This is a genomic window from Micropruina sp. (genome assembly GCF_047606665.1).
Lineage (GTDB): Bacteria > Actinomycetota > Actinomycetes > Propionibacteriales > Propionibacteriaceae > Micropruina.
The window spans coordinates 16,139-37,742 of record NZ_JASGEF010000030.1; the positions used below are offsets into that span (position 1 = coordinate 16,139).

Genomic DNA, 21,604 nt, shown 5'->3' on the forward strand with positions numbered 1-21,604 from the left:
GATGGAATGGCTCGCTCTGGAGTTCATGCAGCGGGCGCTGATCGCCGCCCTGATCACAGGACTGACTGCGCCGGCCATCGGCACATACCTGGTGCAGCGCCGGCTCAGCCTGCTCGGCGACGGCCTGGGTCACCTGGCCGTGGCCGGCGTCGGGCTCGCCTTCCTCACCGGCACCGCTCCGCTGCCGGTCGCCATCGTAGTCTGCGTAATCGGCGCGATCGGCATCGAACTGCTCCGCGAACTGGGCCGGACCAGCGGGGACGTCGGCCTGGCCATCCTGTTCTACGGCGGCCTGTCCGGCGGTCTGCTGCTGGCCAGCCTGGCCGGCCAGGGCACCGGAACCCTCTCCGCCTTCCTGTTCGGGTCGCTGCTCACCATCAGCGCCACCGAGCTGTGGATCATCGCGGCGCTGGGCGCCGTGGTGCTGCTGGTCTGCCTCGGCCTGTTGCCGCAGCTGTTCGCGGTGAGCGCCGACGAGCCGTTCGCCCGGACGATCGGGCTGCCGGTCCGGATCTACAACGTCCTGGTGGTGGCGCTCGCCGCGGTCACCGTCACGGTGTCGATGCGGACGGTGGGGCTGCTGCTGGTCAGCGCCCTGATGGTGGTGCCGGTGGCCACCGCCAACCATCTGGTGATCGGCTTCCGGCGCTCGATGCTGGCCGCGATGGGGCTGGGCTTGCTGTCCGCGGTCAGCGGGACCATCGGCTCCTACCAGTTCGACACCGCACCGGGCGCACTGATCGTGGTGATCGCGATCGGCCTGTTCGCGCTGAGCTGGCCGTTCTCGCTGCTGCTGGCCCGCAGGAACGCCCCGGCCATCGAGCTGACCGACGATCAACCACCGCGCTCCCACGAGATCACCGAGGAGCATCCGCACGTCCATTCCGAGACCTGCGGGCACCGTGCCGTACCTCATGGCGGTCATCTGGACTACATTCACGATGGTCACCGGCACGCCGCGCACGAGGGTCACTATGACGAGCACTGAACGAACACCACGACGGACGCGGCAACGCGCCGAGATCCGCGATGCGGTCGAGGCCAGCAGTTCCTTCGCCACTAGCCAGGAGATTCACGACCGGCTCCGCCGGGACGGATCGACGGTCGGCCTTGCCACGGTCTACCGGGCGCTGCAGGCGATGGCGTCCAGCGGCGACCTGGACACCATCCGCACCCCGGACGGCCAGATCGCGTACCGCACCTGCACCCCCGGCCACCACCATCACCTGGTCTGCCGGAAATGCGGCCGGACGGTGGAGATCAACCTCCCCGGCCTGGAAGAGCAGACCCGGAACATCGCCGGCGAATACGGCTTCGCCGAGATCGACCATGAGGTGGAGTTCTTCGGCGTCTGCGCCGACTGCACCACATAGGACCTTCGACCGACCGCTCGAACGTCTGGTTGGTCGAGCTTGTCGAGACCTCTTCAATAGAGGGCAGTGGTACGCCGGGGACGGTTCTTTCGGTCGCCCACAGTGAAGCCCGTCGACACCCTCCGTCTTGTTTCGATGAGCTCAACCGTCGAGTGGTGTCAGACCACCCGGTAAAGGCAGCGGACGAGGTCGTCCAGGTTGGCTTCGATGGCTTTGGTGGCGGCCACCGTCAGGTCGCAGAAGACGTGGGTGTCGGGTTGGTCGTCGAGCACCTTCCGGGCGGCGTCCAGGCCGGCCTTGTCGGCGTAGGTGTAGTAGTTGATCTTGCGGACGCCGCGCTCGATCGAACTGCGGTACTCATCACAGCTCAAACCCGAGCCGCCGTGCATGACGATCGGCACCCCGCCGGCCCGGCGCAACTCGCGGATCAGCTCGTAGTCGATCTTCGGGACCGCCTTGTAGAGCCCGTGCACGGTGCCGAACGAACAGGCCAGCGCGGTCACGCCGGTCGCGGCGACGAACGCGGCGGCGTCCTCGGGACGGGTGTAGAGCGCCTGGTCGGCGACCCCTTTTGACTCCACTCCGTCCTCACGGCCCGGCATGACGCCGAGCTCACCCTCGACTCCGTAGCCGCGCGCGGTCGCGATCTCGACCACGGCACGGGTCTGCGCGACATTGTCGTCGTACGGCAACCGAGAGCCGTCGAACATCGCCGAGTTGAAGCCGACCGCGAAGCCGCGCTCGACGTAGTCGACGGTCTCACCGTGATCGACGTGCACCACCAGGCCGGTGCTGGATCGCCGAGCCAGTTCGACCATCACCGGGCCGATATCTTCGATCGCGTTCACCGTCTCGTGGACCTGGGCATGCTGGACGATCAGCGGCACCTGGTAGCGCTCGGCCACTCTGATCGCCGACAGCAACAGTTCCAGCGTCGGCGTGTTGATCGCGGCGATACCGCAGTTCCTGCTTTCGGCGAAGTCGAGTGCGTCGCGCAGCCCGATCAGCATCGGGGCCTCCTCAATCAGGCGGAGTGTCCGGGGCTGCATCGCCCCTGGTGAGTCAGTCTATGAGCGGTGACCACTGGGGCTGAATCGCGTCCGCTCATGCCAGCGGACGCCGTCGAAGCCCAACAGCTCTACCGCAGCGCGCGACCTGTGGGCGTCAAGGAACCGTCAAGACTCGTCAGAACTCGGTCAAGACAGCGGACGGCCGCCACGGACGGGCGCACGATCGAGACGTGATCGAGGATCTGTTGGCCGCGCTGATCGGCCTGGCACTGCTCATCTATCTGGGCTTCGCCCTGGCGCATCCGGAACGGTTCTGAGCGCGATGCCTCCGACTCTCGCCGCCGTGCTGGACGTGCTCACCGTCGTGGTGATCCTGGTCGTCATCCATGTGCCGCTCGGCAGCTGGATCCACCGGGTGTTCACCTCGCCCGCCCACACCCGTGCCTGACCCTCGACTTCGCCGCTCACCTGGCCACCCGTGGTTCGGAGCCGATCCATCTCACTCCGACCGAGTGGCGGCTGCTGGCCGAACTGGCCCGCCATCAGAGCCGACTGGTCGCGCACGAAGACCTGCTGCGCGCCGTCTGGGGCCCCGGCTACGGCCGCGAGCATCACTACCTGCGGGTCTTCGCCAACCAGATCCGCCGCAAGATCGAGGCCGACCCGGCCGCACCCCGACACCTGATCAACGAGCCCGGCCTCGGCTATCGGCTCCAGGCCTGACCCTCGCTACTGAGCCGGTGCCGGAGGACATCCGCGGCCTGGGATCGGTCCACGAGCAGCATCGCGTCGACGCCTGCCGGCAGTCCGGCGCGGCCCAGCGACATCTCGGTCAGTACCGGCTTGAGCCGTTCCCAACTGCGCCAGTGATCCTCGAACGAGGCGACGACCCGTCCCCGCCGGTATTGGCCTTCCCGCGCACTGTCGTGATCGACGTCGACGAAGAGCAGCGTCACCCGCCAGCCGGCCCAACCGGCGAGCGCGAGAAGGAACTGCCGACGGCGGACCCGTGTGCCGGGATCGTGGATCACCAGTCGATGACCGGTGATCGGCCCGCTCAGCAGGGACGCAACCACCCGGATGGTGTGCGTGGTGTGGATGAGCCAGCGGTAGTTGCGGTACGGGACCGAGGCCGGGAGCCGGCGCCGCAGCCACTGAATGACCTGCTCGGGATCGATCACGCTGACGTGACCGAGACCCGCCGCAGCCCTCGCGATCGCGGTGCTCTTGCCCGCACCGGGCACACCGCCCACCACGATCAGGTCGCTGCGCCTCGGACGCGGAGACTCCCCCGCGTCGGCGTCCCTCATCGTGGACACCCCGGCGGAGGTCAACCGCTGATCGTCATCGCGAAGCAGATACGCCACCCCTCTAGATGAGCCGCCGAGACCGTGAATTCCACCGGAACGGCCCCTTTTCGGGGTGAGCCCAGGGAATCCCCTGCCCTCGGTGCCGAGTTCCCGCACCCACGAAGGCGATCAGGGCTTCGCCCGACACGAGTCGCCGAGCGGACCACGGGTCAGCGGCCGAACAGCCGGCTCAACAGACCGGACGCCGCGCGGCGGAGGCGTCGTGTCCACCGCACCACTGAGCGGCCGGGACGGTACGCTTCACGGAGTCGACATGTTGACCGCAGCCGGCGCAGATCCTGGCCGGCGACGAGCAGCCACCGACGATCACCGTTGAGCTTGTCGACGCGGTTCGCCCGTCTCGCCGGGGCTACTGGATGCCGCGCCGCGCAGGTGATGCCGAGCCGTCGGACACCTCCAGCACGCGAACCTGATCGGCGGTGGCCACCTCGACGATCACCTGCCCATAGGCGTTCACGAGCAAACGCCGTAGTGTGGCCTGAATGAAAGCGAGGTCGTCGCCGTCGCCGTCGCCGGCGAACAGGAAACGGGGAACTCCGGGCTCGCTCCTCGATTCACCCATATAGATTAGTTGAGCCTTACCTAAATCGTAACGCGAGGTCTGCTCGCCAAGACTTCTCTTCCCGAACCGGTCCGTCCCTGGAGATCATCGTGACTACCCCCCGCCCCTCGCCTAGTGGTGCCGGCCTCACGGCAGCACCGGTGGGCGTCGGCACCGCCCACGCCAAGACGATCCTGATCGGCGAGCACGCGGTCGTGTACGGCGCGCCCGCGATCGCGCTGCCTGTGCACGGCCTGACCACCCGTGCCGAACTCCATGTCGGAGGCCCGTGGGCGTTGGACTGCGATCTGCACCACGGCACGGTGGACGATGCGCCTGCGGCGATGGCGCCGGTGACCACCGCCTGGCAGCAGGCCGTGCAGCAGGTCAGCTCCACCGCGACCGGACATTCGGACCCGGCTGTGCCACCCCACCTGACCGGACGACCCCACCTGACCGGACGACTCAGCGTGACCAGCGAGATCCCGATGCAGCGCGGCCTTGGCTCCAGCGCGGCGGTGGCCGCCGCCGTGGTGGATGCTGTCGCGACGGCGTCCGGTGTGCCGCTGGGGCTGGCCGAACGTACCGAGCTGGTCCAGCGGTCCGAGATGATCGCCCACGGCAAGGCCAGCGGGATCGACACCGCCGCTGTGTTGTCGAACGTCCCGATCCTGTTCGAACAGGGCGCCATCTCTCCGGTCGCGGTCGGTGGGCGCTTCGTCTTCGTGGTCGCCGACACCGGCATACCCAGTTCGACGGCAACCGCCGTCGGCGGCGTCCGGTCGCTGCGTGAGGCCCAGCCCGGACTGGTGAACGGCCTTGTCGATCGGCTGTCCGAACTGACCAGGGTGGTCGCAGGCTGTCTTCAGCAGGGCGATCTCGACACACTCGGGGCGGCGATGAACGAGGCCCACGAGTCGCTGAACCGGCTCGGCGTCGGCTCGGACGGCCTGGACCGGCTGGTCACCGCTGCCCGGCGCGCAGGCGCACTGGGCGCCAAACTCACCGGCGGTGGCCTCGGCGGATGCGTGGTGGCGCTCTCCCGTGCCGAGGACGTCGACGAGGTTTTGGATGGGCTCCATGCCGCCGGAGCCGGCGGAACCTGGACGACCACCGTGGAAGGATCGGCATGAGCGAGGCGGCGGCACGCGCGTTTCCGAACATCGCCCTGGTGAAGTACTGGGGCAAACGAGACACCTCCCTCATCCTTCCCGTTGCCGGCAGCCTGTCGCTGACTCTGGACACCTACGCGACCACCACCACTGTCCGGCTCGATCCGGACGCCGCGGCCGACAGCTTCACCCTCAACGGCGTCCCCGGTGCCGCCATTCCGACCCAGCGGGTGACCCGCTTCCTCGACCTGGTTCGCGAGCGTGCCGGCTCGACCGCCCGCGCCCGTGTCGATTCCCTCAGTGAGATCCCCACCGACGCCGGACTGGCCTCCTCAGCCGCCGGGTTCGCCGCGCTGGCGGTCGCCGCCGGCGCCGCCTACGGGCTGGAGCTCGACGCCCGTGCACTGAGCCGGCTGGCCCGGCGCGGCTCGGGCTCGGCGGCCCGTTCGATCATCGCCGGCCTGGCGGTATGGCATGCCGGCGACGACGCCCAGTCGTTCGCCGAACCGGTCCGCGGGCCCGAGTTCACGATGATCATCCTCACTCTGGACCGATCGGCGAAGCGGGTCTCCAGCCGGGACGCGATGGTGCGCACCGCGCACACCTCCCCCTTCTACGACGGTTGGATCAGCTCCACCGCACAGACCCTGGACGCCGCCCTGGCGGCCTGCCGCGCCGACGACTTCACCGCGCTGGGCCTGCTCACCGAACTGCACGCGCTGCGGATGCATGCGCTGATCCAGTCCGCCGATCCGCCGATCCGCTATCTCAAGCCGGCCAGCATCGCCGCGTTCGACCGGGTGGAAGAGCTGCGTGCCGCGGGTCTGGAGTGCTACGCGACCGCGGACGCCGGTCCGAACGTGGTGGTCATCGCGAGACCGGAGGACGCCGTCCAGGTGGCGACTGAGTTGGCCGTCCTGGGTGAGACGAGAGTCGTCGGCCCCGGCCCCGGCGCCACCCTTCTGACAGATGAGGCAGGCCTGACCGATGAGGTGGGGCTGACCGATGGAGCCGCCGGATGATCACCACCCGCGCGCCCGGCAAGCTGTTCCTGGCCGGCGAGTACGCCGTCGTCGAACCCGGCGAGCCGGCGGTTCTGATCGCTGTCGACCGCTACCTGTCGGTGGAACTCACCGAGGGCAGCGACGTCGGCCGGATCCGCTCGAGCGAGTACGGCAACGCGCCGCTGGAGTGGACCCGTGGTGATGGCGGGGTCGGTGTGGTGGTCGAGCATCGGTCCTCTGACTACGTCCTCAGCGCCCTCGACGTGGTCGACCGGCTGCGTGACGAGCTGGGCATCGCACCGCGCTACTTCGACCTGGCGATCAGCAGCGAGCTGGACGACGCCCAGGGCCGCAAATTCGGCCTCGGCTCGTCGGCGGCGGTGACGGTTGCGGTGATCGCGGCGCTGAACGAGTTCTACCGGCTCTCGCTGAGCCGCACCGAGCGGTTCAAGCTGGCCCTGTTGGCGACCATCCGGGTGAGCCCGAAGGCGTCCGGCGGCGATCTGGCGGCCTGCACGTTCGGCGGCTGGGTGGGCTACAGCGCACCCGACCGGAGCACCCTGCGCGCGGAACTGGTCAGCTCGGGTGTGGCCGGCACCCTCCGTTCCGAGGCCTGGGAAAGCTACCGGACCACCCGGCTGGCGCCGCCGTCCGAGCTGGAACTGCTGGTCGGCTGGACCGGGTCACCGGCCTCCACCGAGCGGTTGGTCGACGGCGTCCGCCATGGCCGCGAGGACTGGTCTGACTCCTACGAGCAGATTCTGGGGGCCAGCCGCCGCACCGTGGAAGCCCTCGAGCAGGCACTGCAGGTCGACGACAGCCCAGCTGTGCTCGAGTGTCTGCGGACCGCCCGCCGGGTGCTGCAGGACTTCGGCCGGCTCAGCGGCATCGTGATCGAAACGCCCGCGCTGCGTGCGCTGTGCGACGCGGCCGAACGCAGCGGTGCGGCCGGCAAGCCGTCCGGTGCCGGTGGCGGCGACTGCGGCATCGTGCTGGCTCCCGCCGCCACGTCGCGCCGCGATCTGCTGGCCGACTGGGAGGCGCACGACATTCGCCGCCTGGAGTTGCACGTCCATCCACCCGAGGGGGCAGCCGCATGACCGCTGATGCCAGCAACGAGCACCAGCGCCGCAAGGACGACCACATCGCCCTCGCGGGACAGCAGCAATTGGCCCCGGTGGCCCGCAACGACTTCGACGAGGTCGAGTTCGTCCACCACGCGCTGGACGGCATCGACGAATCCCGCGTCCGGCTCGACGTGCGGCTCGCGGACCTGACCTGGCCGATGCCGCTGTACATCAACGGAATGACCGGAGGCAGCGACGCCGCGACCCGGATCAACCGCGAACTGGCCATCACCGCCCGCGAGACCGGACTGCCGATGGCCTGCGGCTCGATGAGCATCACGCTGCGGCTTCCGGAGACCGCGGACGGCTTCCGGGTGCTCCGCGACGAGAACCCGGACGGCTTCATCATGGCCAACCTGGGCGCCGGACGGTCGGGTGACGACGCCCGGAAGGTCGTCGACCTGATCGGCGCGAACGCGCTGCAGCTTCATCTGAACGCCGCCCAGGAGACCGTGATGCCCGAGGGTGAGAGGGCCTTTTCCGGCTGGGCCCGCTCGGTCGAGCAGATCGTCGCGGCGGCCGGGGTGCCGGTGATCGTCAAGGAGGTCGGGTTCGGGCTGAGCCGTCGCACCCTGCTTCGACTGTCCGAGCTGGGCGTCCGGATCGCCGACGTCAGCGGCTCCGGCGGCACCGACTTCGTCAGCATCGAGAACTCCCGGCGCAGGTTCGGCGACTACGCCTTCCTTGCCGGCTACGGCCAATCCGCGCTCGCCTGCCTGCTGGACGCCACGGGCGAGGGCGGCCCCGAACTGCTGGCCTCCGGCGGCGTCCGGAGCCCGCTGGACGTGGTGAAGGCACTCGCCCTGGGTGCCCGGGCCGCCGGCGTGGCCGGGGTGTTCCTCAAGCCCGCCACCGAAGGCGGCGCCGAGGCGCTGGTGCCGCTGGTGCAGCGCTGGCTGACCCAGCTGCGCCAGCTGCATGCCCTGCTGGGCGCCGCCGAGCCGTCCGAGCTGCGGCACACCGACCTGCTGCTGCGCGGCCGGATCAAGGAATTCTGCGAACTGCGCGGCATCGACCCCAGCTGTTTCAGCCACCGGCGCGACGAAGCGCCCCCATCCCGGACGTCCCAGCCCCAGGCGTCCGAACCCACCTCAGGAGGACCGAATGAGCGATGACGACAACACCGTGATCCCCACCCGCTGGGTGGGTCCGATCCGGGTCAGCGGTGACACGGTCGCCGGCGAGTTCGAGGTGCCGCTGGCCACCTACGAAACCCCGCTGTGGCCGTCGGTGGGTCGCGGGGCACGGATCTCCCGGCAGGTCGAGGGCGGCATCCAGGTCACCGTGCTGGGTGAGCGGATGACCCGCTCGGTGCTGTTCATCGCCCCGGACGCCGCCACCGCCGACCGCGCCGCTCGCGCGATCGCAGCCCGCAAGCCCGAACTGGACCAGGCCGTCGGCGGCACCAGCCGGCACGCCACGCTGGTCGACATCCATGACGAGATCGTCGGCAACCTGCTCTTCGTCCGGTTCGCGCTGGAGACCGGGGACGCGTCCGGGCACAACATGGTGACCCGCGCCGCCGACGCCCTGATGGAGCAGATCCTCGGCTGGGACCTGGGGCTCAGCTACGGCTCGATCTCGGGCAACTACTGCACCGACAAGAAGCCGAGCGCCGTCAACGGCATCCTCGGACGGGGCCGCAACGTCGCCTGCGACATCCTCATCCCGCGCGAACTGGTCGCCAAATCGCTGCGTTCCACCCCCGAGGCGATCACCGAACTGGTGATCCGGAAGAACTTCGTCGGCAGCACCATCGCCGGCGCGCTGCGCTCGGCCAACGCCCACTTCGCGAACATGCTGCTGGCCATCTATCTGGCCACCGGGCAGGACGCCGCCAACATCGTCGAGGGCTCCCAGGGCTTCACCTACGCCGAGACCCGGCCCGAGGGGCTGTACTTCTCCTGCACCCTCCCCCACCTGATCGTGGGCGCGGTCGGCAACGGCAAGCACCTGGCACACACCCAGCGCGCGCTGGAACGGCTCGGCTGCGTCGACCCGGACGCCCCACCGGGCGGCAACGCCCGACGACTCGCCGGGCTGATCGCCGCGACGGTGCTGTGCGGGGAGCTGTCGCTGCTCGCCGCCCAGACCAACCCGGGTGAGCTGATGGCCGCCCACATTCTGCTCGAACGTCGAGAGAGGAACCGCTGATGACATCGATCGGCATTCATGACCTCTCGGTCGCGACCGCGCACTACGTGGTCGACCTCACCGAGCTGGCCGAGGCGGCCGGGGTGCCGCCGCAGAAGTACCTGACCGGCCTGGGACAAGAGGCGATGAGCTTCCCGGCGCCCGATGAGGACATCGTCACGATGGGCGCCGCTGCGGCGCTGCCGATCCTGGAACGGCACGGCACCGAACGGATCCGGACGGTGCTGTTCGCCACCGAATCGGGCATCGACCAGTCCAAGGCGGCCGGCGTCTTCGTGCACAAGCTGCTCGGGTTGCCCAGCGGTGTCCGGGTGGTCGAGTTGAAGCAGGCCTGCTATTCGGGCACGGCCGCGCTGCAGCTGGCCGCCGGCATCGTGGCCCGCGATCCCCGCGAGCAGGTGCTGCTGATCGCGTCCGACATCGCCCGCTACCAGCTCGACACCCCCGGTGAGCCGACCCAGGGTGCGGCGGCCGCGGCGATGCTGGTCAGCGCCGATCCGGCGCTGCTGGAGCTGGAGCCGACCACCGGGATCCACACCGCGGACGTGAACGACTTCTGGCGCCCCAACGACTCCACCACCGCGATGGTGGACGGCGGCCTGTCGCTGCGCGCTTACCTGGCCTCGCTGATGGGCGCCTGGGACGACTTCCATGCCCGCGGCGGCGCCGGTTTCCACACCATCGAGCGGTTCGTCTATCACCAGCCGTTCACCAAGATGGCGCAGAAGGCGCACGCCCGGCTCTCCCAGCACACCTCGCACGCCGTCTCGATCAACGCGCTGAAGGGCTCGCTGGACTACAACCGGGTGCTCGGCAACAGCTACACCGCCTCGCTCTACGTCGGCCTGGCCGCGATGCTGGACAACTCCGACGACCTGGCCGGACGCCGGGTCGGCCTGTTCAGCTACGGCTCGGGCAGCGTCGGCGAGTTCTTCACCGGCATCGTCCAGCCCGACTACGCGCGACACCGCCGGCGCGAGGCAACCCTCGCCGCCTTGGAGGCGCGCCATCCGCTCGACATCGAGGGCTATCGCGCTCTGCACTCCGCCCACACCGAGAGCAGCCAGGACCGCGAGACCCCACACGTGACGTCCGCCCCCTTCCGTTTCAGCGGCATCCAGGGCCAGGCGCGCCAGTACGAAGCGAACTAACCCTCCCGCGGGTCGAGCTTGTCGAGAACGGTCCGCGTCGTGGGTCGCGGGGACGGTCTTCTTTCATCCCACCGCTGGTCGAGTTTGTCGAGACCCAGCCACCGTTGGTCGAGCTTGTCGAGACCCCTGTTGCTGTGGTCGAGTCTCGGTGGTCAGGTTTGGTTCCGCGGAGTGGGCTGCACCCCGTCCCGCCCGTGCGCAGCTCGCCCTACTTCTGCTGTTGTCTTTCAGTCCCTGGCAGGGGGCTCGCGCGCTTTACGCCCGACCTACCCGGACGGGGTGCAGCCCACTCCGCTTTCCGGTTGCGTCACTGCTGGCCCACCTCTTTGGTTGGGTCGCTGCCGGCCCTCCTCTTTAGTTGCGTCGCTGCCGGCCACCTCGCCATCGCGACCGCCGTCATCCCGGGCTCCGACCCGGGATCTCAGTGGCGACGAACCGCCGGCCAGCACCACGTGAATTCCCTACGTTTCCCACAGAAATTCACGGTAGGTTGCGGTTCATGAGGATCACATCGTGATCAACCGCACCACCCGTGAGCGAACCGACGCGCTGCTGGGCGCGTACCGCGATGTGGCGGCTCACCACCCCGAAGCGCTCCAGCAGATCGCGCTGGCCGAGTTGGCCGAGACGGTTCAGCAGTCGAACGCGATCGAGAACTCGACGCTCACGCTCGATGACACCGAGCGGATCCTCGCCGGACAGTTGCCGTCGGGACGCCACGATCTGCGCGAGATCTACGAAGCCAGAAACCTGGCCGCCGTGACGACCGACCTGCTGTTGACGTCCGAGCCGCTCTCGACCGACCTGATCCTGCGCTGGCACGGCATGCTCCTGGACAGCATTCGCGATGACGTGGCGGGACGATTCCGCCGCGCGGGCGAATGGGTCCGGGTCGGGGCACATCTCGGCGCGAACCCCGAGTTCGTCTCCGGACTGATCTCGGACGCGCTCACGCGTTACCGGGCGGACGTCACGTCCTCGCCGGTCGATGCGGTCGCGCGGTTCCATTGCGAGTTCGAGGTGATTCATCCCTTCGTCGACGGCAACGGACGGATCGGGCGCGTCCTGATCAACAAGCAGCTGCAGGACGCCGGTCTGCCTCCGGTCATCGTCCGGGCAAAGAACCGGCAAACCGACTACTACCCGCTGCTGGACCGCTACGCGACGACCGACGCCCACGACGGCATGACCCGACTCCTGACACTCCTGCTGCTCGAGTCACTGCACAAACGCATTGCCTTGATCACCAGCCGCCGCGTGGTATCGCTGGCCGACTGGGCACGAGCCAACGGCGTCCGCGGGAATGTGGCCAGCAACAAGGCCAAACGTCAGACGATCCCGGCGTTCCGGATACGCGATCATTGGATGATCGCCGAGGAGTACCGCTGACCTCCAAGGAGGGGACCGAGCAATCCCGGACGGGAGCAACCGATGGCGAACCTCACGCCTGGCACCCGCCGGACACCGTCCGTGCCGTCCACACGGGGCAATGCCGGACGCCCTACCGTCGGGTCGCCACGAAGACGAACTCGAGTCCGGGCCGATCGGGTGCGTCGCGCACTTCGTCGAGCTCGAACCCGGCAGCGGCGAGCGTTTCTTCGAACTCGTGTCGTTCGCGGAAGCGAAGCGTCGATGACGTCGGTATCACCGTGCCGTCCGGAAGCGTGACGGTGTCGTCGAAGGTCACCAGCGGTTCGTCCACGTGGGTGACCTGCACCGAAGACTCGACGGTGCCGACGCCGGCGATCTTGACGTGCTCCGGCGTCCAGTCGCGGATCCACTCCTGCCAGACCCGACGCGCCGGGTCGCGCGACTCGAACACCAGCCGTCCGCCGGGACGCAGCGCCTGGTGAATGCCGGCCAGGGTGGCCGCCCATTCGGCGTCGGTGAGGAAGACCTGCGCCACATTGCCGGTCATCGTCACCAGGTCGACCTGCAACGGCGGCAGCGTCGTGGCATCGCCGAGAAGGAATCGCACCTTGTCGGCACCGGGTTTTGAGCGGGCAACGTCGAGGGACGCCGCGGCCGGGTCGACCCCGACCACCTCGCGTCCGCGTTCGGCGAGCATGAGCGCGAACACTCCGGTGCCGCAACCGACGTCCAGGATCTGCCGGGCGTCGAACTCTTCCACGATCGCGACGTAGGCGTCGAGGTCCTTCCGCTCGGATTCGAAGAGGTCGTACAAAGGCGCGAGCCGAGGGTCGGCGAATTTGGCGTCCGGCATGTGCGACAGCCTAGGCCTGGATCCCAGAACCTCGACCCCGCCCTGACGTCGTAGTTCTGACGGGACGCCGGTTCAGCGAAGCGCCAGAAACCCAGTGCCCTCCTGGCGAGTCAGTCGGTGGGCTTGGTGGCGCGAATGATGGCGGCATGCATCCCCGCGGCCGCTTCGTGGGTGAATTCCACGCTGGCGTCGGTGAACCCGACCGCGGCGAGCCCGTCGAGGTACTCGCTCGTGGAGAGGGCTCCGGCGATGCAGCCAACGTAGGAGCCGCGCTCGGCGCGCTGTTCGGGGCTCAGCTCGTCGTCGGCGACGACGTCGGCGATGCCGATTCGACCACCTGCGGTGAGGACGCGGAACATCTCGGCGAGCACGGCGGGCTTGTCGGTCGAGAGATTGATCACGCAGTTGGAGATCACCACGTCCACCGAGTCGTCCGGGAGCGGCACGTCCTCGATGGTGCCCTTCACGAACTCCACGTTGCCCACGTCGGCCCTGGCCCTGCTGGCCTCGGCCAATTCCAGCATCTCGTCAGTTCATGTCCACCCCGTAGACGAACCCGGTCGGCCCCACCCGTTTCGCGGACAGCAGCACATCGATACCGCCGCCCGAGCCCAGGTCGAGCACCCGCTCGCCCTCGCGGAGTTCGGCGACGGCGGTCGGGTTGCCGCAGCCCAGGCTCGCCTCGATCGCCTCGATCGGCAGGCCGTCGGAGTCGGCGAGATCGTAGAGAACGGCGCCGAAGCTGCGTTTCGACGTGGTGTCGCCGCAGCACGAGGAGTCGCAGCAGGAGTCGTCGCTCATGGTTTGGGCGATGTCGCGGTCGGCTGGTGCGCCACCGCAGCATGAGGTGCCGCAACAGGCGTCCTCGATCAGCAGATCGACGTTGCGGGTGCCGGACGCCGCTGCTGTCGCAGCCTCGGCGTACCGGGCCCGGATCTGCTCCCTCAGTTCGGCGATGTCGCTCATGGTGCGCACTCCGTTCAAGCCGTCGGATCAAGTCATATTGATAATGATCAATGCATCGACGGCTGTCAATATGAGGGTAGGGTTGAGGCATGACGAGTTCGCTGCCGCTGGCGACCACGACCGACGCCGGTAGATGCTGCGCACCGGTGACAGCGGGCGTGCTGGAGGTCGAGGACGCACAGAAGCTGGCCCGAGTGTTCAAGGCCCTCGGCGACCCGACGCGGGTGCGGCTGTTGTCGATGATCGCGGCACAGTCCGGCGGGGAGGCGTGCATATGCGATCTGACCGAGCCGGTCGGCCTGTCACAACCCACGGTGTCGCATCACATGAAGCAGCTTGTCGACGCCGGCCTGGTCACACGTGAACAGCGCGGCAAGTGGGCCTACTACTCCCTGGTTCCCGATACCTTGGCGATGCTCAGCGGCGTGCTCGATCCCCAATCGTCGCTCGCCGGGCCGTAGAGCAGGACCGGGTCGTGCATACACGCCGGTCTTGACAGAACCTGATATTCGTCGCCGAGTAGCGTGCCAGCGGCACGATCACGGACGCCACAGCGACGATGCGGATCGTCACCAGCCACAAACACCGGCCTGGAGGCGACATGAAGGTGCCCGTATGCTCCGGGCATGGCGAGTGCTTTCGATGTTGTCCGCACTGCGCTCGAAGCGCCCGCCGGCCCGGACCTCGTCGCCGCCGTGGAGTCGCTGACAGTTGGCCAGGTGGACGAGCTTGCGGAACGAATCCTTGATACTCCTCGATCGGCGGCCTTGCCAGCACGTCCGGTCACCGAAATCTGGCCGCTCATCCCTCTCCGCGCGTCGCTGTTCTTCGATCATCTGAACAACGAGTCCCCTGCCACGGACTACTCGCCGTCGGGCATTCGCCTTTCGGCGGCCACAGACCCGCGAGTGAGTGGTACTGGCGAGTTTTCGTCGGGAATCATCCGTGCGTTGCTCTACAGCCACGGGCTGGTGATTGAGGATCCGCTGAGCCACGCCGCCGAGATGCACCTCTCTCAACACCGCGAGTTTCGGGAGGTGTCACGTCTCGGCATCTCATCCGCGGTCGCCTCGCTGTCGGAGATCGCCGCACTCCTCGACAACGACATCGTCGCCACGTTCTACACCGGCGGCGCGGAACTCAACGCCGCAGGCGAACTGGGCAACGACATCCTGACGGCGCTGGATGCAGAATCTGCCTCCTACACCGTCCAGGACGCGTGGGACGAGTTCGAGGTGGAGTTCGTCTCGGGGCTGTCTCCCGCCTTGCAGGGCTTGTGGCGAGAGATTCGTGCGGGCAATCGTTCCCCAGATGTCGCGCCCCTTCGACATGCCGTGGAGGAAGGCGACTCCGTCCTCGCCGAGACATTCATCGACGTCCTTCGCATCCTCAATCCACGAAGCATCGTCGAGAACGCGATCACAGGTACCGCCTCGACCATCGCGCTCATTCAGCTTCTCGGCGGCTCATCGGACGTGCTCTGCGCCTCGCCGCTGATGGGACGCCTGCTCTTCGTCGGCACGCCGGACCCAGTTCAGCAGCTGCGGGTCCACGAGGTCGCGCGTACCAGCGTTCCGAACATCGACGCGCTGAGTCCTACTGACCTGGTCTCCATTCGGCAGTCAAGCGACGCTCTCGCGACCTGGCGGCATGACCTGGCTGAGGCGCTCGACTACGCAGAACGCATGCGTCAGATCGGCAACAGTCCCGCAACCGTCCAGCAAGGCGTCTCGGAGATGCTTGCGGAGGCACGACAGCAACTGCACAAGGAGGCTGAGCGCTCGCGCGTGTGGAGACGTGAAAACCTCGTCAACTTCATCGCCGGCGGCCTGGGCGGAGCAGGAGGCGCCGTCGTCGGCGGAACAACCGCCGCCATCGCCGGCGGAGCCGTGAGCGGTGTCGTCGCCGCGTTCATTCAAGCCGCTGGGCAGCAACAGCATGTACCGGGATTCCTCGACCGTCACTATGTTGCGTTCGCGAAGCCGACGGCCGACTGAAGATTGCCGTTGACGACGTTCGCACGCAGCGCCAGGACTGTCGGGCGTCGTCGAACACCCAGTACCGAGTCTGTCTCTGACTACGCTGACGTAGGGGCCGTGTTTCCCAGGACTGACGTGTCGGATTCCATCGCAGATGAGTGGTCTCGTTCGCGAGGACGGGCTCCGCGAAAGCCAAGCAGGCTTCGAGCAGGTCGGTGAAGTTGGCCGGTGTCGACTGCTCGAGCCGTTGCTTCCTTCACCAGACTTCCCATTTGTGTTGTGCGAGTTCGGGCACCCCTGAGAGCAGCGGCCCAAGAGGATCGAGGCTGACTTGGCCTTGGCGACACCGAGCAACGACATCAATCGCTTCCTTGAGATCAGCCCCCTCAACGCGTCGAGAGCGTGAGATCGCGGCAATGTCGGCGAAGTCACGCCAGCGCGTGTTCTGCTCACCTCGCTCGAGCGCTGTAACGATCTTCTCTGCGAGCACCATGTGGTCGGGATATCCTAGGAGCCGAAGCGTGCCGCCCAGGAGGAGCGGCAAAACAGCCTCCGTCGCGCAGGCCACATCGGGTCACCAAAAGTTCACATCGAGATGCAGTGCGACCTGCGCTGTCGCCAACCGCGCAGTCACCTTGACCCGGATGCCGTTGTAGTCGGCTTCCTCACGAATCGGCTCGCCGCTGACAGAGTCCACGTCGAACTCGAGCCCGTCATCACGAGGACCAGCGAGGATTCTGCGGACACGCTGTTCGATCTCCGTGAGGTCGTTTGCGAAACCGCGCGCGGCGAAGTCGATGTCTCGGGTCGGTCGACGTGCGGCAAACGCTGCCATGAGCACGCCCCCCTTGAGCACGAAACCTGCCGCGAACTCCGATGCTGCGAGCCGTGCGAGGAAGCCCTCGAGCGCGTACAGCGTGATGTACTCGGCAGGGTCACGCTGCTGTTTCCGGGCGAGGTTGCGCAGATCGTTGTAAGCGCGCCCTGCTGGAGTATCTCTGGACGGCTCAGCGGGAGGCGAACCGGCGGCGGGCCTTGGAGATGGGCGCCCTCGTGGTCGCGGAGTTCGTCGAACGCGGCCGCTCAGGCAAGTCGCTGGAACGGCCCGAGTTGCAGCGGATGCTGGAGTACATCCAGGACCGGCCGGTGGACTTCGTGATCGTGCACAAGGTCGACCGCCTCGCCCGCAACCGGGCCGACGATGCGGCGATCACGAAGACGGGGACTGTACTTTCAACGGTGTAACTCCGATCTAGTGTCCTGTCAGGTTGTTTCGTGAGATAATTGCTGGATTCGGGAATTTCGGTTGGGGTGGGGCGGTTTCAGGGGGGGACTGTACTTTCAACGGTGTAACTCCGATCTAGGAGGAACACGATGAGTACGCAGGTTGAGACGGTCGCTGAGATGGCCGTGGGGCAGGAGAAGGACGTGGCTGGAGCCGTGGTGGCACCGGTGGTGGACAGGGGGCTTGTCGCGCAGCTCGTGGGCGAGGCGCAACGCAAAGGGCTGCCGGTCGATGGTGAGGGTGGTCTGCTGGCCGAGTTGACCCGTCTGGTGTTGGAGTCCGCGCTGGAGGGCGAGATCACCGATCACCTCGGTTACGACAAGCACGCCAAGGGTGCCTCGGTGGACGGGAACGCCCGCAACGGCACCCGCTCGAAGACGGTGCTGACCAAAGCCGGCCCGGTCACGATCGATGTCCCCAGGGATCGTGCCGGCACGTTCGAGCCGAGGATCGTGGCGAAGCGGCAGCGCCGGCTGGGGTCGATCGAGGACATCGTGTTGTCGCTATCGGCCCGTGGGATGACCCATGGTGACATCAGTGCGCACCTGGCCGACACCTACGGCAGCGAGGTGTCGAAGACGACGATCTCCACGATCACCGACAAGGTCCTCGACGGGATGGCCGAGTGGCAGAACCGGCCGCTGGACCCGGTCTATCCGGTGGTGTTCATCGACGCGATCCACGTGAAGGTCCGTGACGGCCAAGTCGCGAACCGGCCCATCTACATCGCTCTCGCGGTCACTACCGAAGGCAACAGGGACATCCTCGGGCTGTGGGCCGGCGACGGCGGCGAGGGTGCGAAGTACTGGCTGCAGGTGCTCACCGAGATCAAGAACCGTGGCGTGGAAGACGTGCTAATGGTGGTGTGTGACGGGTTGTCCGGCCTGCCTGACAGTGTGAACACGGTGTGGCCGGACACGATCGTGCAGACCTGCATCGTGCATTATGCCGATATCAGGATTATGCCGATGATGGCGGGGGTTCCCTGGTGGGAGGCGGGTTCCGCGCTGTCGTGGTCGGCATAATCAGAGGGCTTCGAGCCATGCGAGGAGGTTGTCCCGGGGCCGGTATCGGTTGTGCTGGCCTTGGGATGGGCTGGTTCGGGCGAGGGCCTTCTCTTTGAGTGTCATGTCGGCGTGCAGGTAGATCTGGGTGGTTTCGACGCTGACGTGTCCGAGCCAGAGCGCGATCACGCTGGTATCGACGCCGGCGTGCAGCAGCCGCATCGCGGTGGTGTGTCGCAGGACGTGCGCGGTGATCGTCTTGCCTCGCAGCGATGGGCAGCCCGCGGTCGCGGTCGCGGTGTGGTGCGCGAGGCGGCGCTCGATCGCATCGCGGCTGAGCCGGGTGCCACGACGCGACGGGAACAGCGGGGCGTCTGGCTGCGGGCCGAGTTCAGTGATCCAGGCGCGCAGGACGGTGACGGTGTCCTGGGTGAGCGGAGTGATCCGGTCCTTGCGGCCTTTGCCGTGGCAGGCCACGTATGGCCCGGCGCCGAGGTGCACGTCGCCCTGGGTGAGACCGGTCAGTTCGGAGATCCGCAGCCCGGTCTGGGTAGCCAGCAGCAGGAGTGCGTGGTCGCGCCTCCCGGTCCAGGTGCGGGTGTCGCAGGCGGTCAGCAGCGCGTCGACCTCGTTGTCGGTGAGGTAGGCGATCAGCGCCCGGTCGAACCGTTTGGGTGGGATCGCGAGCACCCGCGCGATGGTGTCCGCGTGTTCGGGGTGGGCCAGGGCCGTGTATCGGAATAGGGAGTGGATCGCGGAGAGTCTGGCGTTGCGGGTGCGGACGCTGTTCCCGCGTTCGTGCTCGAGGTGATCCAGGAACCCGCCGATCATCGCCGCGTCCAGCTCGCCGATGTCCAGCCGAGACGGCGGGACGCCGGTGCGAGCGGAGACATAGCCGAGCAGCAGCCGCATGGTGTCGCGGTAGGCGGCGATGGTGTTGGCGCTGGCGTTTCGTTGCCGGATCAGCCGGTCGGTGAAGAACGCCTGCAGTGTCGGGGCCAGCGCGCTCATCACCGGACCTCCGATCCGCCGGCCAGGTGCGTTTCGAGGCGCCCCGCGGCCAATGCCATCAGCTCTGGCGCTGCGGACAGATACCAGTAGGTGCTTGCCGGATGGACGTGGCCGAGCCAGGTCGAAAGCAACGTCAGCCTCGTCTGCCCGTCCTCGTCGGCGGCATAGGCGTCGAGCATCGTCTTGACGGCGAAGGTGTGGCGCAGGTCATGGATGCGTGGCCGGCACGACGGCGACCGCGGCGATAGACCCGTGAGCTGGACAAGACGGTGGAAGGTGTTGTGGACGTTGCAGTAGATCAGCCGGGTCCCGGCCATCGAGACGAAGAACGCCGACGTCCCCGTCCGCGGTGCGAACCTGCCGCGCAGCCGCCGATAGGTGTTCAGCGCCTCGATCGTGGTGGGGTGCAGCGCCAACTGTCGGGTCTTACCGAACTTCCCGGAGCGGATCGTGAGTCGTCCGCCGGCCAGGTCGACATCGCCGCGGTCCAGGCTGATCGCTTCCCCGATCCGCATCCCGGTAGTCGCGAGCAGCCCGATCAGCGTCGCGAACGTCACCTGCCGCAGCGGGGTGCGCAGCGTCGCGGTGGCGGCGATCAGCGTCGCGATCTCAGCATCGGAATACAAGTACGGACTGGCGCGCAGCGGCCGCTGCGGCAGCAGGCCGGTAGCGGGAACCTCGTGTGCCGGGTCGATCGCATGCAGGTAGGTCGCGAATCCGCGGACCACACCCAGCCGGTAGGCCCACCAGTTCGAGGCCCCGCTGGCCGGCAGCCGCGCCCAGTCCAGCGCGCTGACGACGGTGACCACTTCCTCGCCGTGATGTTCGAGGTGCTCAAGGAACTGGTCCAGCAGCTTCTCCGGCCGCTGCAGCCGGTAGCCGAGCGCGCGACGCAGTGTCAGGTAGTCGGCGAGCTGGTCCCGCAGCCCGGTCATGAGACACCATCCGGGATCGCGGTCGGCCAGGGTCTGGCCAGCACGCTCAGCGCGTCACGATCGACCTTGGCATAGATCGCGGTGCTCAGCACGGACCGGTGCCGGAGCACCTGCCCGACCTCGGGAAGCGGGCTGCCGGCGCGCAGCATCGCGGTCGCGGCGGTATGCCGCAGCCGGTGCGCGTGCATCTTCCCGAGCCCCGCGCGGGCCGCAGCGGCGAACACGATCATCGTGATCCCGCCGGTGGTCAACGCCCCCCGTGGCGCGTGGACTCGCACGAACACGTTGCGTCCTTCCGCGCTGGCCGGGCGACCTCGCCGCAGATACGCCGCGATCGCCTTCCCGACATCGGCCGGCAGCGGCAGCCGTTCACCCCGGTTGCCCTTCCCGATGACGGTGATCTCACCGCGCCGCCAGTCGATGTCGTCCAGCCCGAGCCGGGCGGCCTCCCCGGCGCGCAACCCCAGTCGGGACAGCAGCAGCATCACCGCGTAATCCCGTCGACCCGTTGGCGTGCGCCGGTCGCAGCTGGCCAGCAGCCGGTCCAGCTGACACGGTTCCAGGGCTTCCGGCAGATTCGACAGCTTCCACCCGGCGACCGCCGGAACCGCCGCAGCCAGCGGCACCGGCAGTTGCCCGGTCAGATGCAGCCATCGCAGCAGCGACCGCAGCGCGCAGACGATCAGCTTCGCCGAACCAACAGCGCGGCCCAGGCAAGCAGACGACACGAACCCGGTGACATCGCCTGCGCTGATCCCGGCAAGCTCCAGCATGCTGCCGCGCAGCCGAGTAGCAACGAACGGACGGACGTTGTCCAGGTAGCCGCGAACCGTCCCCACCCTCAGGCCGCGCTCAACGAGCAAGTAGCGGCGGTAGCAGGCCAGCAGCTCCTCGACCGGACCCAGCACGGCAGGCTCCTCCACCGGCAGCACACCCAGCGGCGACAGATAGCCCAACAACGGCACGAGCGCCTTCATCGACAGATACTCCCGATACCCCGCCACTCGTCGCTCCTCCAGATACCGCCGCAGCATCGACGTGTCCAGCCCGTTCAGGCCGACACCCTCGGCGAGCATCCAGCGATCCAGATGAGCGATGAAACACACATGCTGATCGGCACCACTTCGCGAGTAACCCTGCCGCAGCAACTCCACCGCGAAACCAGGCGCGTGCGACTCCAACGGGCCACACACGATCGAACGCAACACCTTGACCATGACCTCTCCTCTCCACGAAACGGGATGAGAAGAGCGTCGATCAGATCACCGGATTATGCCGACCACGACAGCGCGGAACCCGCCTCCCACCAGGGAACCCCCGCCATCATCGGCATAATCCTGATATCGGCATAATGGACC

Annotated in this window: 24 protein-coding genes and 2 pseudogenes; 16 read left to right on the forward strand and 10 right to left on the reverse strand. The window is 67.7% G+C overall.

Annotated features, from left to right (window positions below; all coding sequences use genetic code 11):
* The first annotated feature begins 1 nt into the window (after position 1).
* On the forward strand, positions 2-988 hold the full coding sequence (locus QM619_RS06640; protein ID WP_415105734.1) for a metal ABC transporter permease: 987 nt from the start codon (positions 2-4) through the stop codon (positions 986-988).
* Complete coding sequence (locus tag QM619_RS06645; RefSeq protein ID WP_415105737.1) at positions 975-1,373, forward strand: Fur family transcriptional regulator; 399 nt, start codon at positions 975-977, stop codon at positions 1,371-1,373. Before QM619_RS06640 ends, QM619_RS06645 begins: the two co-directional genes overlap by 14 nt.
* Positions 1,374-1,531: 158 nt before the next feature.
* Here QM619_RS06645 and QM619_RS06650 read toward each other — a convergent pair whose 3' ends face one another.
* A complete protein-coding gene (locus tag QM619_RS06650) occupies positions 1,532-2,383 on the reverse strand; it encodes a class II fructose-bisphosphate aldolase (RefSeq protein ID WP_415105740.1) in 852 nt (283 codons plus the stop codon).
* Between the two features lie 230 nt (positions 2,384-2,613).
* Here QM619_RS06650 and QM619_RS06655 point away from each other — a divergent pair, with 230 nt between their 5' ends.
* The 3 genes from QM619_RS06655 (at position 2,614) to QM619_RS06665 (ending at position 3,106) form a co-directional block, all read left to right on the forward strand.
* Positions 2,614-2,700 carry a potassium-transporting ATPase subunit F gene (locus QM619_RS06655; protein ID WP_415105795.1) on the forward strand — a complete coding sequence of 29 codons (87 nt, stop codon included), beginning with the start codon at positions 2,614-2,616 and terminating at the stop codon, positions 2,698-2,700.
* Positions 2,701-2,705: 5 nt separating this feature from the next.
* Positions 2,706-2,831, forward strand: coding sequence for a hypothetical protein (locus QM619_RS06660; RefSeq protein ID WP_415105743.1), 126 nt, complete (start codon positions 2,706-2,708; stop codon positions 2,829-2,831).
* 83 nt (positions 2,832-2,914) lie between these two features.
* On the forward strand, positions 2,915-3,106 hold the full coding sequence (locus QM619_RS06665) for a winged helix-turn-helix domain-containing protein (protein WP_415105799.1): 192 nt from the start codon (positions 2,915-2,917) through the stop codon (positions 3,104-3,106).
* Here the strand turns inward: QM619_RS06665 and QM619_RS06670 are convergent.
* Together QM619_RS06670 and QM619_RS06675 are read right to left on the reverse strand one after the other, a co-directional pair.
* Entirely contained in the window at positions 3,088-3,750 is a 663-nt protein-coding gene (locus tag QM619_RS06670; RefSeq protein WP_415105746.1) for an AAA family ATPase, read from the reverse strand. The two genes, QM619_RS06665 and QM619_RS06670, sit on opposite strands and share 19 nt — an antisense overlap.
* 352 nt (positions 3,751-4,102) lie before the next feature.
* Positions 4,103-4,315, reverse strand: coding sequence for a hypothetical protein (locus tag QM619_RS06675; RefSeq protein ID WP_415105749.1), 213 nt, complete (start codon positions 4,313-4,315; stop codon positions 4,103-4,105).
* Between the two features lie 89 nt (positions 4,316-4,404).
* On the opposite strand from QM619_RS06675, the gene mvk reads away from it, so the two are divergent.
* From mvk to QM619_RS06710, 7 genes are all read left to right on the forward strand, one after another.
* Entirely contained in the window at positions 4,405-5,427 is a 1,023-nt protein-coding gene (gene mvk / locus QM619_RS06680; protein WP_415105752.1) for a mevalonate kinase, read from the forward strand.
* Positions 5,424-6,428: a diphosphomevalonate decarboxylase gene (gene mvaD, locus QM619_RS06685; RefSeq protein WP_415105755.1), complete on the forward strand. Its 1,005-nt coding sequence runs from the start codon at positions 5,424-5,426 to the stop codon at positions 6,426-6,428. Before mvk ends, mvaD begins: the two co-directional genes overlap by 4 nt.
* A complete protein-coding gene (locus QM619_RS06690; RefSeq protein ID WP_415105758.1) occupies positions 6,425-7,510 on the forward strand; it encodes a phosphomevalonate kinase in 1,086 nt (361 codons plus the stop codon). Before mvaD ends, QM619_RS06690 begins: the two co-directional genes overlap by 4 nt.
* Positions 7,507-8,652 (forward strand): type 2 isopentenyl-diphosphate Delta-isomerase, encoded by a 1,146-nt coding sequence (gene fni, locus QM619_RS06695; RefSeq protein ID WP_415105761.1) that lies wholly within the window; start codon positions 7,507-7,509, stop codon positions 8,650-8,652. The genes QM619_RS06690 and fni overlap by 4 nt, the downstream gene beginning before the upstream one ends.
* Entirely contained in the window at positions 8,642-9,691 is a 1,050-nt protein-coding gene (locus QM619_RS06700) for a 3-hydroxy-3-methylglutaryl-CoA reductase (protein ID WP_415105764.1), read from the forward strand. The genes fni and QM619_RS06700 overlap by 11 nt, the downstream gene beginning before the upstream one ends.
* On the forward strand, positions 9,691-10,842 hold the full coding sequence (locus QM619_RS06705; protein WP_415105767.1) for a hydroxymethylglutaryl-CoA synthase: 1,152 nt from the start codon (positions 9,691-9,693) through the stop codon (positions 10,840-10,842). The genes QM619_RS06700 and QM619_RS06705 overlap by 1 nt, the downstream gene beginning before the upstream one ends.
* 513 nt (positions 10,843-11,355) lie before the next feature.
* Complete coding sequence (locus QM619_RS06710) at positions 11,356-12,231, forward strand: Fic family protein (protein ID WP_415105770.1); 876 nt, start codon at positions 11,356-11,358, stop codon at positions 12,229-12,231.
* A 112-nt stretch (positions 12,232-12,343) separates the two neighbouring features.
* On the opposite strand, the gene QM619_RS06715 is transcribed toward QM619_RS06710, so the two are convergent.
* From QM619_RS06715 to QM619_RS06725, 3 genes are all read right to left on the reverse strand, one after another.
* A complete protein-coding gene (locus QM619_RS06715; RefSeq protein ID WP_415105773.1) occupies positions 12,344-13,066 on the reverse strand; it encodes a class I SAM-dependent methyltransferase in 723 nt (240 codons plus the stop codon).
* A 110-nt stretch (positions 13,067-13,176) separates the two neighbouring features.
* A complete protein-coding gene (locus tag QM619_RS06720; RefSeq protein ID WP_415105776.1) occupies positions 13,177-13,590 on the reverse strand; it encodes a methyltransferase domain-containing protein in 414 nt (137 codons plus the stop codon).
* A 4-nt stretch (positions 13,591-13,594) separates the two neighbouring features.
* Positions 13,595-14,032: a hypothetical protein gene (locus tag QM619_RS06725; RefSeq protein WP_415105778.1), complete on the reverse strand. Its 438-nt coding sequence runs from the start codon at positions 14,030-14,032 to the stop codon at positions 13,595-13,597.
* An 89-nt stretch (positions 14,033-14,121) separates the two neighbouring features.
* Between QM619_RS06725 and QM619_RS06730 the strand changes: the two genes are divergently transcribed.
* Together QM619_RS06730 and QM619_RS06735 are read left to right on the forward strand one after the other, a co-directional pair.
* Positions 14,122-14,493, forward strand: a complete 372-nt coding sequence (locus QM619_RS06730) for an ArsR/SmtB family transcription factor (RefSeq protein WP_415105781.1) — start codon at positions 14,122-14,124, stop codon at positions 14,491-14,493.
* A 165-nt stretch (positions 14,494-14,658) separates the two neighbouring features.
* Complete coding sequence (locus QM619_RS06735) at positions 14,659-16,029, forward strand: hypothetical protein (protein WP_415105784.1); 1,371 nt, start codon at positions 14,659-14,661, stop codon at positions 16,027-16,029.
* Between the two features lie 238 nt (positions 16,030-16,267).
* Here QM619_RS06735 and QM619_RS06740 read toward each other — a convergent pair.
* A pseudogene (locus tag QM619_RS06740) lies at positions 16,268-17,098 on the reverse strand (nucleotidyl transferase AbiEii/AbiGii toxin family protein).
* Here QM619_RS06740 and QM619_RS06745 point away from each other — a divergent pair.
* A complete protein-coding gene (locus QM619_RS06745; protein ID WP_415105801.1) occupies positions 16,999-17,256 on the forward strand; it encodes a recombinase family protein in 258 nt (85 codons plus the stop codon). The pseudogene QM619_RS06740 and the gene QM619_RS06745 overlap by 100 nt on opposite strands.
* A 159-nt stretch (positions 17,257-17,415) precedes the next feature.
* Positions 17,416-18,294, forward strand: a pseudogene (locus QM619_RS06750) (IS256 family transposase); the annotation flags it as partial.
* A gap of 27 nt (positions 18,295-18,321) precedes the next feature.
* On the opposite strand, the gene QM619_RS06755 reads toward QM619_RS06750, so the two are convergent.
* Genes QM619_RS06755 through QM619_RS06765 form a run of 3 tightly spaced genes read right to left on the reverse strand, consistent with a single transcriptional unit; the run spans position 18,322 to position 21,463 of the window.
* Positions 18,322-19,311, reverse strand: a complete 990-nt coding sequence (locus tag QM619_RS06755) for a tyrosine-type recombinase/integrase (RefSeq protein ID WP_415105786.1) — start codon at positions 19,309-19,311, stop codon at positions 18,322-18,324.
* Entirely contained in the window at positions 19,311-20,246 is a 936-nt protein-coding gene (locus QM619_RS06760) for a tyrosine-type recombinase/integrase (RefSeq protein WP_415105789.1), read from the reverse strand. Before QM619_RS06760 ends, QM619_RS06755 begins: the two co-directional genes overlap by 1 nt.
* Complete coding sequence (locus tag QM619_RS06765) at positions 20,243-21,463, reverse strand: site-specific integrase (protein WP_415105792.1); 1,221 nt, start codon at positions 21,461-21,463, stop codon at positions 20,243-20,245. Before QM619_RS06765 ends, QM619_RS06760 begins: the two co-directional genes overlap by 4 nt.
* Positions 21,464-21,604: the final 141 nt, after the last annotated feature.

What these genes read in the sequence shown, in the direction of transcription:
- QM619_RS06640 (WP_415105734.1), top strand. Translation starts at nt 2, where the DNA reads ATGGAATGGCTCGCTCTGGAGTTCATGCAGCGGGCGCTGATCGCCGCC.
- QM619_RS06645 (WP_415105737.1), top strand. Translation starts at nt 975, where the DNA reads ATGACGAGCACTGAACGAACACCACGACGGACGCGGCAACGCGCCGAG.
- QM619_RS06650 (WP_415105740.1), bottom strand. Translation starts at nt 2,383, where the DNA reads ATGCTGATCGGGCTGCGCGACGCACTCGACTTCGCCGAAAGCAGGAAC.
- QM619_RS06660 (WP_415105743.1), top strand. Translation starts at nt 2,706, where the DNA reads ATGCCTCCGACTCTCGCCGCCGTGCTGGACGTGCTCACCGTCGTGGTG.
- QM619_RS06675 (WP_415105749.1), bottom strand. Translation starts at nt 4,315, where the DNA reads ATGGGTGAATCGAGGAGCGAGCCCGGAGTTCCCCGTTTCCTGTTCGCC.
- mvaD (WP_415105755.1), top strand. Translation starts at nt 5,424, where the DNA reads ATGAGCGAGGCGGCGGCACGCGCGTTTCCGAACATCGCCCTGGTGAAG.
- QM619_RS06690 (WP_415105758.1), top strand. Translation starts at nt 6,425, where the DNA reads ATGATCACCACCCGCGCGCCCGGCAAGCTGTTCCTGGCCGGCGAGTAC.
- fni (WP_415105761.1), top strand. Translation starts at nt 7,507, where the DNA reads ATGACCGCTGATGCCAGCAACGAGCACCAGCGCCGCAAGGACGACCAC.
- QM619_RS06700 (WP_415105764.1), top strand. Translation starts at nt 8,642, where the DNA reads ATGAGCGATGACGACAACACCGTGATCCCCACCCGCTGGGTGGGTCCG.
- QM619_RS06705 (WP_415105767.1), top strand. Translation starts at nt 9,691, where the DNA reads ATGACATCGATCGGCATTCATGACCTCTCGGTCGCGACCGCGCACTAC.
- QM619_RS06715 (WP_415105773.1), bottom strand. Translation starts at nt 13,066, where the DNA reads ATGCCGGACGCCAAATTCGCCGACCCTCGGCTCGCGCCTTTGTACGAC.
- QM619_RS06720 (WP_415105776.1), bottom strand. Translation starts at nt 13,590, where the DNA reads ATGCTGGAATTGGCCGAGGCCAGCAGGGCCAGGGCCGACGTGGGCAAC.
- QM619_RS06725 (WP_415105778.1), bottom strand. Translation starts at nt 14,032, where the DNA reads ATGAGCGACATCGCCGAACTGAGGGAGCAGATCCGGGCCCGGTACGCC.
- QM619_RS06730 (WP_415105781.1), top strand. Translation starts at nt 14,122, where the DNA reads ATGACGAGTTCGCTGCCGCTGGCGACCACGACCGACGCCGGTAGATGC.
- QM619_RS06735 (WP_415105784.1), top strand. Translation starts at nt 14,659, where the DNA reads ATGGCGAGTGCTTTCGATGTTGTCCGCACTGCGCTCGAAGCGCCCGCC.
- QM619_RS06755 (WP_415105786.1), bottom strand. Translation starts at nt 19,311, where the DNA reads ATGAGCGCGCTGGCCCCGACACTGCAGGCGTTCTTCACCGACCGGCTG.
- QM619_RS06760 (WP_415105789.1), bottom strand. Translation starts at nt 20,246, where the DNA reads ATGACCGGGCTGCGGGACCAGCTCGCCGACTACCTGACACTGCGTCGC.
- QM619_RS06765 (WP_415105792.1), bottom strand. Translation starts at nt 21,463, where the DNA reads ATGGTCAAGGTGTTGCGTTCGATCGTGTGTGGCCCGTTGGAGTCGCAC.